Below are 14596 nucleotides of genomic sequence, written 5' to 3'. Positions count from 1 at the left end.
GTATAATGGTAAAGAAAACAGAGGACAGAGACATTTAGACATAAGGAGAGACTCAATGGAAAAAAGAATTCAAAAAAGGATTGTGACAAAAGTTCGAAAAGTCATGTTAACCAGCATGGCAGTATTATTACTATCAACACAACCTTTAACGGCGTTTGCCTACACAAAAATTTATGAAACAGCTTCTGAAGTAGAATACTACGCAGACGGTGTAACGCTTCAAAATAAAAAAGTCTACACCAACGAAGGTTGGATCAATATGAATATCGTAAGAGTGGATCTCGAGAAAAATATCGAGATGACGGTTTTGACAGATACGATTTTATCAAAACGAGATACACTCACGAATATCGTCAAGAAAAACAACGCCGATAAAACGGTAGCGGTTGCCATCAATAGTGATTTTTTTGATACGGCCAATAATACCACTATGGGAAATCTGGTGCGTAACAATGAAATTCTCACAACGAGTGCGGGTTATAATGAATTTGCATCATTTAATATGGGAATTGACGGCATGCCATTTATCGCATATATCAATAAACCAGATAACATTTTTACAAATGGCGTTTCATCTAAACGTTTAAGTTATATGAATAAACCTTATTTATCTTATGATCGAACGATTTATTTTGATAATAAATACACAAAAAGATCTTACGGAAAAAATCTAGGTTCGGACATCTTAGAGATGCTCGTTGTGGACAATACGATTATTGAAATTAGACGCATGGGTGAACCTTTTGATATCCCTGCAAATGGGTATGTGATCGCTTCTGTAGGAAAAGATATCGCAGAGATGGAACAAAATTTTCACGTAGGTGAAATCGTAAATATCGACTGGGATGTGAACTATCGTTATACGGATTTGAGTATTGGTGGTGGCGCACAGATCATCAAAGAAGGAAAGGTGGTCACAAACTTTTCCCATAATATTACTGGCGTACATCCTAGAACTGGACTAGGAATCACGCAAGATCGAAAAGAACTAATCATGGTGACGATTGATGGAAGAACAGCATCTTATCGAGGCGTGACTCAAACTGAACTTGCGAACATTCTGATTGAGTTAGGCGCATATGAAGGCATCAATTTTGATGGTGGTGGCTCGACACAAATGGTAGCGCAATCGCCATTTACAAATCAAATTCAAACAGTGAATCGTCCATCTGATGGTGCTGAGAGAAGGATGTATACAAGTCTCGCTGTAAAAAAAGTGATGACGGATTCCCCAACGCTAAGAACGATCAAAATTAGTATGCCAAGTGACACTGTTATGTTGGGTGCTGAGTCAAAGATTTCATTACTTGGAAGTGATTCCAACTACAACTCAGTCAGCATTTTAAATGAAAACGTCGTTTGGTCAGTGGAAGGCATTACAGGTGAATTTGCAAATGGAAAATTTAATCCAACTTCGCTTGGAAAAGGAACCATTAAAGCGACTTATGGCGGTATGACGGTGAGTCAACCAGTTACAGTGAAAAACAACGCAGTGCGTTTGATTGCAACGCCAAATGTCATCACTTCTGGTACTTTAGAGGAAAGAGACATTACGTTCACAGTTGTTACTGACGAAGGTAAAACAGTTCCAATATCATCAAAAGTTGTAAAAGCGATTGTTCCAACGACACTGGGAACTTTTAATTACGAAAAGAGTGCCTTTGTAGCAGGTGCTGCACAAGGACAAGGCTATATTTCTTGTGAGTTTGACGGGTTAAAAACATATATCCCAGTAGGTGTTGGATTAGATAAAAAGATGCTCTATGATTTTGAAACGCCAACAGCGTCTTATTCAGGCTATCCATCGACGGTTATCGGATCGTATTTAGAGACAAAAGACGATGCGAAACAAGGAGTTTCAGGTATTTTATCCTATGATTTCACTTCAACGACGGGTACACGGGCGGCATATATCAATTTTAATACGCCTTCTGTATTGCCATTTGATGCAAAGGGAATCGGCATGTGGGTCAATGGAGATGCGGGCAATGATCACTGGCTTCGCGCTTCGGTAACTGATGCCAAAGGGATCTCAACGAACTTGACTTTTGCGACACACGTGGATTGGACTGGATGGAAATATGTAAGTGCAGATTTGCCAACAGATGGATTGGCACCTTATAAATTGGATCGAATTTACCTTGCAGAAACAGAAGCAACTAAACTCGACTCAGGGTATATTTTAGTTGATAACATCGAGGCGATAACAAGTCCGAAAATTGTGGTTCAGACACCAGTTGAAGTTCAAAAAATCAAACAGATGAGCGATTACAAACTCAACGATGAACTCATTCAGTCACCCGGAAATGTCATGAGCGTTCTTTACTATGACAAATTAAGTCAATCTCTGGATGCATTTATGAAGAGCAATTCACTTAACTGGATGGTCAATAAGGGACAATATGCTTATAGCAACAGCTATAATGCACATGTGTTAAAACTCAACAATAACAACGGCTCAATTCGTAAAAATGACTACAAACAGTGGGTAAACTTACTCAACTTTGTCAAAACGACCGGCAATACCAAACCAGTGGTGATCATGATGAGTGATGTTTATAAGTTTAATGATAGTCTTGAACAAGAGTTGTTTTTAACTCAAATTGATGCATTAAAAGAAAAAGGCCTGGATGTTGCACTTATTTTTCCAACGTCAAATGACTTTTTCAGCGTTTCAAAATTGAATGGTGCTTATTTGGTAAGAGTTCCAAAATCAGGCGACACTGCGAAAATGCTCAAAATGGGAATTAGCAATAATCAAATTCTCTTCCAAGGACAGTAGAGATTCAGGCATAAGTAGAAAATTCAAGAACAACAGTAGATTCAATAAAAATGAGGAACCGCTTTTCTATGTATATAGAAGAGCGGTTTTTTTATGCAATTTCCACAGATGAGAATTCGGTTAGAAACCCGTAAGAAAATCTTAAAGGAATACTAAACAAAGTCGCCTAGAAGCACGCTCGTAAAAAAGGTAAAGTAGAATCATAAGAGGTGATGGTATGTTGAGTTTTAAACCACGTCAGATGACAGAAGTGGAATTAATAAAACAATTAAGCATGGTATTAGAACAATGTGAAAGCGAAGATTTCAAATCGAAACGATTTGTTGGACTTTTAAATGATTATATTCCCTATCAAAATGGTTTAAAAGTTCGACTAGAACTATTGGGCCGAAGTGGAACAATTGATCAAATGAGACAATTGAAAAAAGAATCCAATCATTACGCAAAGTTAGAAAAATTAGCAGTTCAATTTTCTAAGGAATATGGATTTGTATATGAGGAAATATTGGCATCAATCTTAATCGTTGCAAAAGCATTGGCATTGAATACAACGCCAACGCAGACCGCAACGCTAAAAATTGTTTCATCTGTTCAGGGCAATTTCTCAAAGAAACACATCGCACCTATTACAGAAACTGGAACAGTAAAAAAAGAAAGCGCTGGACAAATTCAACCAATAAAACTTCAACAAGGGAATACGACACCAGTCAATGGAAGTAATGGTAGTAATGGAAGTAGTGAGAAAAAATATAAAAAGAAATTTATTCGAAGTAAATCCAATTTGTTCTTATATCTTGCTTTGTTATTCGTGATTCCACTTGCGTACTATGGGCTTAACGAATCACAGGGAATTGTACAGACATTGACAGATTTATTTAGTAGAGAGATCTCACTCCCAGTTTACTCCGATCCTTGGGTCGTGGGAACGTTACTTGGTACAGGCGCGTGGATCGTTCTTGTTACCACGATGAAGTGGGGATTTAAAAAGAACATCGTCTATTTATTGCCAATGGCAGTTGCACTCTTACAAGCGATACTCATCACATTTGGTTCACAATTTCCGGATCTGTATATTGGCGGACAAGTCATGATAGGCGTGTCGATGTGGTTATCCTTCGCGGTTATGGGAAGTTACTCCATGCGATTGCCAAAAGGTGCAAAAGAATTTTTATCGTATAAGGCCATCGTTCCATATTACCTGTCAGTACTCATTTGGTTAGTGGGACAATACTGGGTCATTTACAAATAGAAGAAGTATGAGACATACAATCAGAAATAAAATCATCAAGACAATCAGCAAGACAATCAGAAATTCAATAAGGAGGTCAACATGTCAGATCAATTAAATAATGGCGACTACGTTTATGGTAGTGACCGGAAGTTTAGAGTTTTAAAAGAAATAGGTGGAGGCGGGCAAGGAAATGTCTATTTAGTAACTGAAGAAGGTCAGCAATTTGCCCTAAAATGGTACAATCAAACATCCTCAACCCCTGAGCAATATGGTGCAATAGAAATGCTCGTGGAAAAAGGTGCGCCGAGTGAAAAGTTTATCTGGCCACTTCTCATCGTTGAAGGGGACTCGAAAGACAATTTCGGCTATATCATGCCGCTCATTGATACAAAGAGATTTACAAAGCTTGCGCTTTACTTTTCAGGTGAAGTGAAAGTCAACCGATTTGAACCATTGATTGATGCATGCATCAAAATGGCACATGGATTTAACGAACTGCATTTAAGTGGATTGTGCTATCGAGATATTTCCTTTGGTAATTTGTTCGTAGATTTTGAAAAAGGCGATATTCTCATCTGCGATAATGACAATGTGACGTTTGATAATTTGACCCAGTCAAGTGAAATATGGGGAACTCATGGTTTTATGGCGCCTGAAGTCGTAAAGGGAGAAAAACCGCCAAGTTCACAAACAGACCTCTTTTCATTAGCAGTCGTCCTCTTTAGAATACTTCATTTACAACATCCACTTCAAGGGAAGCGGGAGTATGAAATTGAAATAGCAGATTACGAAGCACTTACAGAACTTTATGGACACAATCCTTTGTTTATCTATGATCCAATTGATGAAACCAATCGTCCAGTAAAAGGAAAGAAGGATATGGCAGATGCGTATTGGTATGATTATCCCGAATGGATTCGTGCACGCTTTGTTGAGGCATTTACAGTAGGTTTACACGATCCGAATCAACGCGTAAGGGAGAGTATATGGATTCAAGATTTATCGCGTTTAAAAGGTGCGTTGTTGTATTGTTACAGTTGCGGTGGACAGGTGTTTTATGACCGTAAAAAATTAGCCGCTCCATACAAGTGTCCAAAGTGCGGAAAGAAAATAAGCGTTCTGCCGCCTCGACTTAAAGTCGGTGAGCGTATTTTGATGCTCAATCACGATACGGTTCTATATACCAATCAAATAGATGATAGTCAAATTATGAATTACGATACCCTCTATGCTAAGGTAGAAATTCATCCGAGACACCCTGAAATTTGGGGACTTAAAAATTTGTCGGATGAAGTGTGGAGGTATTCAACTAAGACAGGCGAAATAAAAGAAATCTACAAAGATGGCGTCATTCCAATAACGGATGGACTTGAAGTTTATTTAGGAAGTCAAATAGGAAATTTAAAAACTGGAACAACATTATAAACAACATTATAGGAGGAAGTTATGACAATTGAAAGAGAAGGTAGAATGGGAAACAGAGATTTGCATTTATTCTTTTTAATAGATGCATCAGATTCAATGAGTTACGGTGGAAAAGCTGAAACGTTAAATAATGCAATTCGCGAAGCAATTCCACATATTCGAGAAATTGCAAGAGAAGCTGAAGGCAGCATTAAAGTGCATGCGCTTTCTTTTTCAACAGGCGCACGATGGATTACTAAAAACGTCGATATTCGAGATTTTTCATGGGAAAACATCCCGACTAAGGGCGTAACAGATATGGGACGCGGATTTGAGATTTTAGCAGAAAAATTAAGCTCAGATTTCCAAGGTGAAAGAGGCTATCAACCTGTGATGATTTTGTTATCGGATGGATTGCCAACAGATGATTATGCAGCAGGGTTGAAAAAGCTTAAAAATACCAAGTGGGGAAGTAAAGCAATTCGTATCTCCATTGCAATTGGTTCTGAAACCGATATGGATGTGCTTCAAGAATTTATCGGAGAGAGTTTTAGAGGCGAGTTAAAACCGTTACAAGCTAAAAATGCTGCGGAATTAAAAAACTACATTCGATGGGCATCAACAGCAGCTTCGAATGCATCAATTAATCCGATGAAAGGTCTTTTGCCGCCACCACCAACTGTTTCGCAAGAAGTAGCAACAGAGGAGATTGATTGGTAATGAATAAAAGCAATGATTATTGGCAAATTTCAGGGCATTCTGTTATGGGAAGTCTACATGTTAAGAAAGAGTTGCCGAATCAAGATGCTTATGGATATGAGGACTTGGGACAACTCCAAGTCCTCGTTTTAAGTGATGGACATGGTGGACAATTTCATCCCTACAGCGACATCGGTTCAAAGATTGCGATCGAAGTGGTATTGAGTCAAATTTTAATCCACTCAGCTATTTTTAAAACGGAATCACCTCAGCAATGCCGTCATCACATTGAAACGACACTTTCAAAAAAAATTCAAGAGCGCTGGAGAGAAAAAGTAGCTCAGGATTCTGCGTTTGAATCCCATATTCAGTACGGGTGTACGCTTTTAATCGCAGTGATCGTAAATGACGTTGTCTATTTTATCCAGCTTGGGGATGGTAAATGCGCCATCGTGTATCAGGATGGTACTGTCTACTATCCGGTTCCCAAAGAAACGCGATATAGTTCCAATGAAACGCTATCGTTATCGCAAGCAAATGCATGGGCAGAAATGAAGGTTGCTGTGGTTGAAGACTTAAGTGCAATTCATTTGATTGCGTTGGCCTCAGATGGTGTTGAAAATGCCTATCCAGGAGATTATTATGACGATGCTCTTTTTTTCTTGAATATGGCCTATTCAGAGACGTTAGAACAAACGATCGTCGATATGACAGAGGCGGCGATGATGTATTCACGCGATGATACCACTGTGGTTGCGATGAAGCGAAGAAGTGTTGAGATGCTTCCACGAATGGAAAATGAGGGAATACAAATTTGGAAAACAGAATATCCTGACTTTCAAATGCCACTGGCACAAAGTACAGGATGTGAGTTCAACAAGCGATTAGAACATGCGATTCAGCTGTGCAAAGCGATTGAAAACTGCGGTGGGATTGTCTCTAAAGGCATTTCTCTTCAGTCGATTTTAAGAGAGTCACAGACGGGTGAACTGTTTGGCTTACAAGAAGGTGAGTTAAAAACTTTGTCTTCCGAAGAGAAGCTCCAGCTCGTGAATGATTTGATTGATCCGGTTCCTTTTGAGTTTCAAGATTTCGAAGAAACACAGCTGTTACAAACTTTAGTAAGCATCAGAGAAAAGCTGAGATTTTGTTATGAAACCCATACTTTTTCCCTTGACCAAGATATGCATGCAGTCTCAATCAGTGGATATTCAGGGGCGTATGAGTTGTTTTACAATTCAGATCTTTACATGAGTCAGGTATTTCCTCTAACATCTTTGAAAGATCACATTGTCGGTACGGTGATTCAACATAAAAAGTATCCAGATGTTTGGGGAATCCAAAATCGAACGAATCATATCTGGTATGTATATCATATGAATGGAAGTATAGAGACAATATTTCCCGAAAAAATTGTGACGATAAAAAATGGTGTTACGGTATTTATTTATGGGGTACCAATAAGAATAGATTTAGCATAAAACAGCGCTCAAGTTAAGTAAAAACGCTTAAAATTGGGCGCTTTTTTGTCCAAATTGTTAAATTTTAAAGTTTTTATGTTTTTTTGTGTTTTTTTCGTGATTTTTTGAAAAAAATTGATTATTATTAACTAATAAAGGATATCTTATTATATATGAGGTATGTAGACGAAATTATTGGTTGGCACTTGTTATCCAATATAAATGTACCAATAGTGCTTTTTGACCATATAAGTCTTGAAAGGAGTGAAAAAAGTGAGAGAAGAAGTAATTGAACGTATTTTAGGTGAATTTTTAGTACTCGTTCCATTGTTGAACAAAAAGATTTTAAGAGAAAATGATCTTTACAAACTCGATGACTTGTACCCATCACATGTACAAATTTTGTTATTGCTCTCAAATCACAAACAATTAACAATGTCTGAGATTAGCAGAGAAATTCACGTCATCAATTCAAACTTGACACCATTAGTTGACAAACTCATCAAGATGGGATTCTTAAAAAGAACTCCGTCGAAAAAAGACCGTCGTGTTGTATATGTGTCATTAACAGCAAATGGTAAAAAACAAGTTGATAAACACAGAAAATATGCAGCGATGTATTTAAAAGAAAGATTTGATAAACTGTCTAATGAAGAAGTTGAAGCACTTGAAGCGCACGTTATGGGAATCAACAAGATTCTTGAGCAATTCATTTAGTTTTAACGGGTTTTTAATTGGAATCAAGGACAGAAGTATGTTAGGATGAAATTAGGATTATTATTAATCCTAATTTTTTTTTGAGGTGAATGCATGAGTGACAATAAATTAAGAAAATACGCTGAACTGGTAGTTAAAACAGGTATCAACATCAAAAAAGATCAAATATTGATTGTTAACGCGCCAATTGAGTGTGCGGACTTTGCAAGACAAATTTCTGAAGTTGCATTTGAAGCGGGTGCGAAAGATGTTGTAATTCGTTGGAATGACGAAGTTTCTTCAAGAATTCGATACTTAAAAGCACCGGATGAAATTTTTGATACGTTTCCTTCGTGGCAAAAAGAATTTTACTTGTCATATGTTCGTGAAGATGCGGCATTTTTATCAATTTCAGCCTCTGATCCTGAAGCACTAAAAGGGGTTGATCCTATGAGAATTCAGCGCTATTCAAAAGCGTTTGATGCATCTGTAAGAGAATACCGTACACGTCTTATGAATAATATTAACGTGTGGTGTGTGGCTTCTGTGCCAACTCCGGCTTGGGCAAAAAAAGTATTTCCAAATGAACCGATTGACGTGGCAATGAATAAACTATGGGATGCAATCTACGAAGCGGTTCGTGTCAATGAAGCAGATCCGGTGGCAGCATGGGAAGCACATAAAACACAATTAAAAACGAGAATGAACTATCTCAACGAAATGAACTTCAAATCTCTTCGCTACACCAATCAACTTGGTACGGATCTAGTGGTGGATTTGCCAGATCATCACATTTGGATTGGAGGTTCTGACTTTACACCAGAAGGACATGAGTTTATTGCAAACATGCCAACTGAAGAAGTCTTTACAGCGCCACATCGAACAGGTGTAAATGGTCGCGTCGTAAGCTCGATGCCACTGAATTTTAACGGTAGCTTAATCGATGGTTTTGAATTAACCTTTGAATATGGAAAGGTCGTATCGTATCAAGCTGAAGTTGGATATGAACATCTTAAAAGTTTGCTTGAGACGGATGAAGGCTCAGTATACTTAGGCGAAGTGGCACTTGTTCAAAATGATTCGCCAATTTCAAATATGGGCATTCTATTTTATAACACGTTATTTGATGAAAATGCTTCTTGTCATCTAGCGCTTGGAAAAGCATATCCTGTATGTGTTAAAGAAGGCGAAAATATGTCGCCAGAAGAATTGATCCAAAATGGCATCAACGATTCTATGACGCATGAAGATTTCATGGTTGGAACAAGCGACTTAAGCATCGTGGGAACCACTCATGACGGTCGTGAAATTCAAATCTTCAAAGACGGTAATTTTGCTTTTTAATGATTATTAGCTGTTGATTAAGCTTAGCAGTTACATTTTATTACAATAAAAAACAGCAGGGATCCATAGTTGGAATCTCTGCTGTTTTGTGCTTTCTACGCCTATTTAAAAAAAGTAAATAGTAACGGAACCAGTAACACGGTAATCAGTCCGGAAAGTGCGATTGCAGTTGAACTGAGCGCACCTTCGGTTTCTCCCATTTCAATAGCTTTTGAAGTGCCCACAGCATGAGATGCTGTGCCTATTCCGACGCCTGTCGCAATTGGGCTAGGGTGTTTAAAGAGTTTTTTTACAAGTGGTGCCATCATGGCACCTGCGATGCCTGTAACAATCACCATGACAATGGTAATCACGGAATTTCCTTGGATGATTTCGGCTAAAGAAATCGCCATGGGCGTGGTGATGGATTTTGGCAACAAAGAAGCCACCATATCTAAATCAAGCTTTAAGAGTTTTCCCAAAGCAATTATGGTCAAAAATGAAGTCAGAACCCCGCTGCTTATCCCGATGAAAAGACTCCAAAAATAGGTTTTAATGAGTTGTCGTTGACGATAGAGCATCATACCAAGCGCTACGGTGAGTGGCGCTAAAAAATAATGAATGCCATAACTCCCTTTTTGGTAAGTTTCATATGGAATCTGAAGCACCAAAAGAACGGCAATGATGAGTGCGGTTGCAATGAGGATTGGATTGGCTAAAACATGTTGCGTTTTTTGTTTGACCCACATGCCAATGCTATAGGCAACTACCGTTAAAATGATACTAAAAGCCGGATTAGCGATCAAATTTTGGATGAGGTTCATGATGGACCTCCTTTGCGTTTCACGAGCCAATTCGTTACGAACATGGATACCCACATCGTCGTAAAAGTCGAAATGATGGCGATGAGTAAAAGCTTCAGAAGAATCATGCCAGTTATATTGGTAAGCGCCAATAAGCCAACGCTGGCAGGCACGAAGAAGAAGGAAATATGATTCAGAAAAAAATCACAAATTTCATCAACTTGAGATTCTTTTAAAAAACCAAATGTCAATGAAAGAGCGAGTAAAATCATCCCGATGATGGCACCGGGGATGACGATTACTGAATGAATGAGTTGACTCAATCCTTCTCCTATAAGCCAAAAGCCGAGCAATACTGCCAGCTGTTGGATGAGTTTCATATAAGTTTGAGCATGAGCTGATTGTTGCGTTGGATAAATTTGCTCATATTCTCAGAAGAAAGCGGTTGATGTGACAACATTGCTAAGTCATATAAATGTTCGCAGATGAGTTTTTTCGTTTCCTCATCAATCGTTTCATTGTTGATCAGATGGTTTACAAGTGGATGATTGGTATTGAGAATTAACGTCGCCTCAGGTTTGAACATATCTGCGTTCATACCGGGCATTGCATACATTTTCATCATATCTTGCATACGTCTACTTTCTTCAGAAAGAACCATCATTGACGAAGTCGTATCGTTTTTAAGATGTTCAAGTTTTAGAAGCAGTTTATCATTTTGAAGCGTCTCTTTGAAGAGTTTATCGAGTTTTTCAAATGCTTCTTTCTTTTCTTCTTCAGATTGTGTCGATTCACCTATGAGGTGTTCGTTGAGATCCGAGTCGATTCTCAAGAATGAAATGCCTTCATTTTTAGATTCCACGAGTGATATAAAAGGCGCATCAATGTTGTGCGTTAAGATGACGGCATTTAAACCATGATCGTGGAACAATCGAACGTATTGAGCTTGCTGTAATTCGTCAGATACATAAAATACCTTGTTCTCGTGTTTTTCTTTCACTTGTTCGAGATATTCGTTTATAGTGACATATGAGCCGTCGATTGTCTTGTATAGATAGATAGAAGCCACACTTTCAAAGAATTTTTCATCTTTCAAACCACCAAATTTAATAAATGGATTGATGTCATCCCAATACCCTTCAAATGCTTCGCGTTCTGTCTTGAATGTCCCTGTTAATTTATCTGCAACTTTTTTGCTGATGTAATTTGAAATTTTGCGCACAAAACCGTCGTTTTGTAAGAAACTTCTAGAAACGTTGAGCGGTAAGTCTGGACAATCAATCACGCCTTTAAGAAGCAATAGAAACTCTGGAATCACTTCCTTAATGTTATCTGCAATAAATACTTGTGAGTTATAGAGTTTAATTTGACCTTCAATTGTATCAAATTCAGTATTCAGTTTTGGGAAATACAAAATCCCTTTTAAGTTAAATGGATAGTCCATGTTCAAATGAATCCAGAAAAGAGGTTCTTTGTAATCGTTAAACGTCGTGCGATAGAATTCGCGGTACTCTTCATCTGTACACTCAGAAGGTGATTTTGCATAAAGCGGTAATGTCGTATTGAGTGGTTTTGGCTCATCAATGATGATGTTGCCATCTGCATCCTTACTTGGTTCTTTGCCAATTACCGTTAAGTAAATTTCATACGGCATAAACGAACAATATTTTTGAATCGTTTGTCTCAACGTGTACTCGTTTAAAAATTCCTTTCCATCATCGCTGATGTAAAGTGTAATATCTGTTCCTCTCGTGTTTTTAACGCCTGTCTCTAGTTCAAACTCAGTACCGCCATCGCATCTCCATCGCGCAGATTGGGCGCCATCTTGGTAAGAAAGCGTATGAATTTCTACTTTTTCAGCCACCATAAATGCCGAATAAAAACCTAGTCCAAAGTGTCCGATAATTTGATCTTTGTCGGATTTATCTTTGTATTTATTCAAGAAATCTTCAGCGCCAGAGAAGGCAATTTGATTGATGTATTTTTTGATCTCTTCATCAGTCATACCGATTCCGTTGTCTGAGAACGTCAACGTCTTCATGGCTTCATCGAGTGTAACTTCAATTTTGAATTTTGCATGTTCTTCTAAGTGAAGTTCACCCATTGAACTGAGTTGCTTAAGTTTTGTAATGGCATCGCTCGCATTTGAAATTATTTCGCGAACAAAAATATCATGGTCTGAATAGAGCCATTTTTTTATAATGGGAAAGATGTTCTCACTATGAATAGACAAACTTCCTTTTTCTAATGACATATAATAAATCACTCCTTTTGAAAATTTATAAATCTCACTATTCATATTAACGCTAGAGGATTAAAAAGTCAAGATGGAATTAGCACTCGATAGAGCAGAGTGCTAACAGCACAAATGAAACCGGTTGTATAAAAAATTCTGTCCGTTGAAATCATCGAAATGACACTTATTTTATGAATATTCAACTAATTTTGTACAAAATGTAGAATCCAGATATCAACTGTGCTATGATATACATAATTACTTTTTAACAAAGTGGGGACTTATGTCCTAGCGATTTTGTGAACTGAAGTAGTTTTGAAATATGATTATTTAAAGGCAAGTGTTTTGTGATAAAAAGTAAAAGGAGCAAGCGATGAACTGTCTATTTGAAAATTCCAGTTTTTCATTATTTGAAGAAAATCAAGTAATTTATGTAAGAGTGACCTCTCCAGGTGTAACTGTTTTTGATTTTAACAGTGTACTCAAAAATTTTCCGCAAATAAAAGTCAGTCAGTTTGCAGTCTTACAAAATGCGTTTAAGTTAGCGGATGGCAAGAACTACGAAGTTGGCACGCTTAAACTTAAGTATGAACTTGAAATAGCATCAGATGATATGACGGTCTATATTAAAATAAATGTGCCACAAGAAGAGATCGATGCCGATCTTGTGATTATTCAAACAGAAATAATCCAATTGTTGAAAGAACAAGGGGTTAATACAGGAATACTAACAGAAGTGTTGAAAAATGAGTTGGTATCTAATAAAAAAATTGTTATTGCAAGAGGCATTGAACCCATCGCAGGAGAAGATGGTGTTTGTACTTACTACGAATTGTCAAAGCGAGAAGCAAAAATAGATGAAACAGGTAAGTCGGATCATTATGAACTCAACTTAATTGATAATGTTAAAATGGGTGACTGGTTAGGTGAAAAGACACTTCCAACAGCAGGCGTAGATGGGTTGACCGTAAAAGGCGCTAAGATTCCAGCAAAGTTTGGCCGAGAAGCGATGCTCAAATACGATCGCAATACGGTAGATGAAGTTCAAAGAGGAGATAAGTTCGTTTTGATTGCAAAAAATAATGGCGCAGTCAATTTTGCAAATGGAAAAATAAGAGTTGAAAATCACATTATTATCTATGGAGATGTGGATTTTTCAACGGGAAATATTGATTTTGATGGCAATATCACCATCAATGGAACGGTACTAGATAAGTTCTCTGTTAAGGCAACTGGTGATATTGAGATTAAGGGAAAAGATGGCATAGGAGCAGCAGAAAAAATCGAATCAACTAATGGATCTATCTATGTAAGCGGTGGCGTGAATGGTAAAAATGAAGCAGTCATCATTGCAAAAAAAGATATCTTTGTGAAATTTGCCAATGAATGTCGTATGATTGCGGGGAACTCAATCAACATTTCAAAATATGCATTTGATAGTTATTTACAGGCCGATAAGATTTATTTAGATCCTAAAAAAGGAAAAATCGTCGGTGGCGAAATAAATGCAAAACATAAAATTGTATCTGCGGCGATTGGAAATATTCAAGAACGCCAAACAAAGGTAAATGTAGAAGGATTTATACGTGGAAATGTAAAAGCAGAGCTCGACACCATGCAGATAAAGATGAGTGATTTGGTGCTCAATATCAATCGTATGCGACGAAAATTAGAAATATTTGAGCAAAATATTGATAAATTAGACGAGCGTGCGAAGAATACGTATTACGCACTTTTGCAAAACAATCAAAGCTTATTAGACGAACTTGCCAATATGTCGAGCCAACTAGAGAAGTTTGAAGATATATTGAGAACGCGTGGTGAAGGAGAGATCCAGATACATCAAGCGGTTTATCCAAAGACCATGATGAAACTGAAATCTTTACAAAAACAAGTAGCTGAGTGTATGCGTTGCTCTTTTTATATTAAAGATAACGAAATATTTACAGTTGATTAACACAG

11 protein-coding genes are annotated in these 14596 nt (G+C 37.6%); 8 read left to right on the top strand and 3 right to left on the bottom strand.

What is annotated here, in order from left to right:
* Window positions 1-55: 55 nt before the first annotated feature.
* From ACZ41W_RS07105 to ACZ41W_RS07075, 7 genes are all read left to right on the top strand, one after another.
* Entirely contained in the window at window positions 56-2782 is a 2727-nt protein-coding gene (locus ACZ41W_RS07105; RefSeq protein WP_464314177.1) for a phosphodiester glycosidase family protein, read from the top strand.
* Window positions 2783-2999: 217 nt separating this feature from the next.
* The gene (locus ACZ41W_RS07100; RefSeq protein WP_464314176.1) at window positions 3000-4031 is read left to right on the top strand and encodes a hypothetical protein; all 1032 of its coding nucleotides are present in this window, start codon (window positions 3000-3002) and stop codon (window positions 4029-4031) included.
* Between the two features lie 81 nt (window positions 4032-4112).
* Entirely contained in the window at window positions 4113-5438 is a 1326-nt protein-coding gene (locus ACZ41W_RS07095; RefSeq protein WP_464314175.1) for a protein kinase domain-containing protein, read from the top strand.
* A 21-nt stretch (window positions 5439-5459) separates the two neighbouring features.
* Window positions 5460-6137, top strand: a complete 678-nt coding sequence (locus tag ACZ41W_RS07090; protein WP_464314174.1) for a vWA domain-containing protein — start codon at window positions 5460-5462, stop codon at window positions 6135-6137.
* Complete coding sequence (locus ACZ41W_RS07085; RefSeq protein ID WP_464314173.1) at window positions 6137-7597, top strand: PP2C family serine/threonine-protein phosphatase; 1461 nt, start codon at window positions 6137-6139, stop codon at window positions 7595-7597. Before ACZ41W_RS07090 ends, ACZ41W_RS07085 begins: the two co-directional genes overlap by 1 nt.
* Window positions 7598-7849: 252 nt before the next feature.
* Window positions 7850-8293: a MarR family winged helix-turn-helix transcriptional regulator gene (locus ACZ41W_RS07080; protein WP_464314172.1), complete on the top strand. Its 444-nt coding sequence runs from the start codon at window positions 7850-7852 to the stop codon at window positions 8291-8293.
* 93 nt (window positions 8294-8386) lie between these two features.
* Complete coding sequence (locus ACZ41W_RS07075; protein WP_464314171.1) at window positions 8387-9616, top strand: aminopeptidase; 1230 nt, start codon at window positions 8387-8389, stop codon at window positions 9614-9616.
* A 101-nt stretch (window positions 9617-9717) separates the two neighbouring features.
* On the opposite strand, the gene ACZ41W_RS07070 is transcribed toward ACZ41W_RS07075, so the two are convergent.
* The 3 genes from ACZ41W_RS07070 to htpG are packed head-to-tail and all read right to left on the bottom strand — an operon-like array spanning window position 9718 to window position 12652.
* Window positions 9718-10419 carry an LrgB family protein gene (locus tag ACZ41W_RS07070; RefSeq protein WP_464314170.1) on the bottom strand — a complete coding sequence of 234 codons (702 nt, stop codon included), beginning with the start codon at window positions 10417-10419 and terminating at the stop codon, window positions 9718-9720.
* The gene (locus tag ACZ41W_RS07065; protein WP_464314169.1) at window positions 10416-10721 is read right to left on the bottom strand and encodes a CidA/LrgA family protein; all 306 of its coding nucleotides are present in this window, start codon (window positions 10719-10721) and stop codon (window positions 10416-10418) included. Before ACZ41W_RS07065 ends, ACZ41W_RS07070 begins: the two co-directional genes overlap by 4 nt.
* Before the next feature lie 53 nt (window positions 10722-10774).
* Window positions 10775-12652, bottom strand: a complete 1878-nt coding sequence (htpG, locus tag ACZ41W_RS07060) for a molecular chaperone HtpG (protein WP_464314168.1) — start codon at window positions 12650-12652, stop codon at window positions 10775-10777.
* A 355-nt stretch (window positions 12653-13007) separates the two neighbouring features.
* On the opposite strand from htpG, the gene ACZ41W_RS07055 reads away from it, so the two are divergent.
* On the top strand, window positions 13008-14591 hold the full coding sequence (locus tag ACZ41W_RS07055) for a DUF342 domain-containing protein (RefSeq protein WP_464314167.1): 1584 nt from the start codon (window positions 13008-13010) through the stop codon (window positions 14589-14591).
* Window positions 14592-14596: the final 5 nt, after the last annotated feature.

Source organism: Fusibacter fontis (assembly GCF_055378735.1).
Note: the sequence above shows the minus strand (reverse complement) of the source record. Positions and strands in the feature narration are given on the sequence as shown.

Coding starts and splice junctions, on each gene's coding strand:
- ACZ41W_RS07105 (WP_464314177.1), top strand. CDS start 56: ATGGAAAAAAGAATTCAAAAAAGGATTGTGACAAAAGTTCGAAAAGTC.
- ACZ41W_RS07100 (WP_464314176.1), top strand. CDS start 3,000: ATGTTGAGTTTTAAACCACGTCAGATGACAGAAGTGGAATTAATAAAA.
- ACZ41W_RS07095 (WP_464314175.1), top strand. CDS start 4,113: ATGTCAGATCAATTAAATAATGGCGACTACGTTTATGGTAGTGACCGG.
- ACZ41W_RS07090 (WP_464314174.1), top strand. CDS start 5,460: ATGACAATTGAAAGAGAAGGTAGAATGGGAAACAGAGATTTGCATTTA.
- ACZ41W_RS07085 (WP_464314173.1), top strand. CDS start 6,137: ATGAATAAAAGCAATGATTATTGGCAAATTTCAGGGCATTCTGTTATG.
- ACZ41W_RS07075 (WP_464314171.1), top strand. CDS start 8,387: ATGAGTGACAATAAATTAAGAAAATACGCTGAACTGGTAGTTAAAACA.
- ACZ41W_RS07070 (WP_464314170.1), bottom strand. CDS start 10,419: ATGAACCTCATCCAAAATTTGATCGCTAATCCGGCTTTTAGTATCATT.
- htpG (WP_464314168.1), bottom strand. CDS start 12,652: ATGTCATTAGAAAAAGGAAGTTTGTCTATTCATAGTGAGAACATCTTT.
- ACZ41W_RS07055 (WP_464314167.1), top strand. CDS start 13,008: ATGAACTGTCTATTTGAAAATTCCAGTTTTTCATTATTTGAAGAAAAT.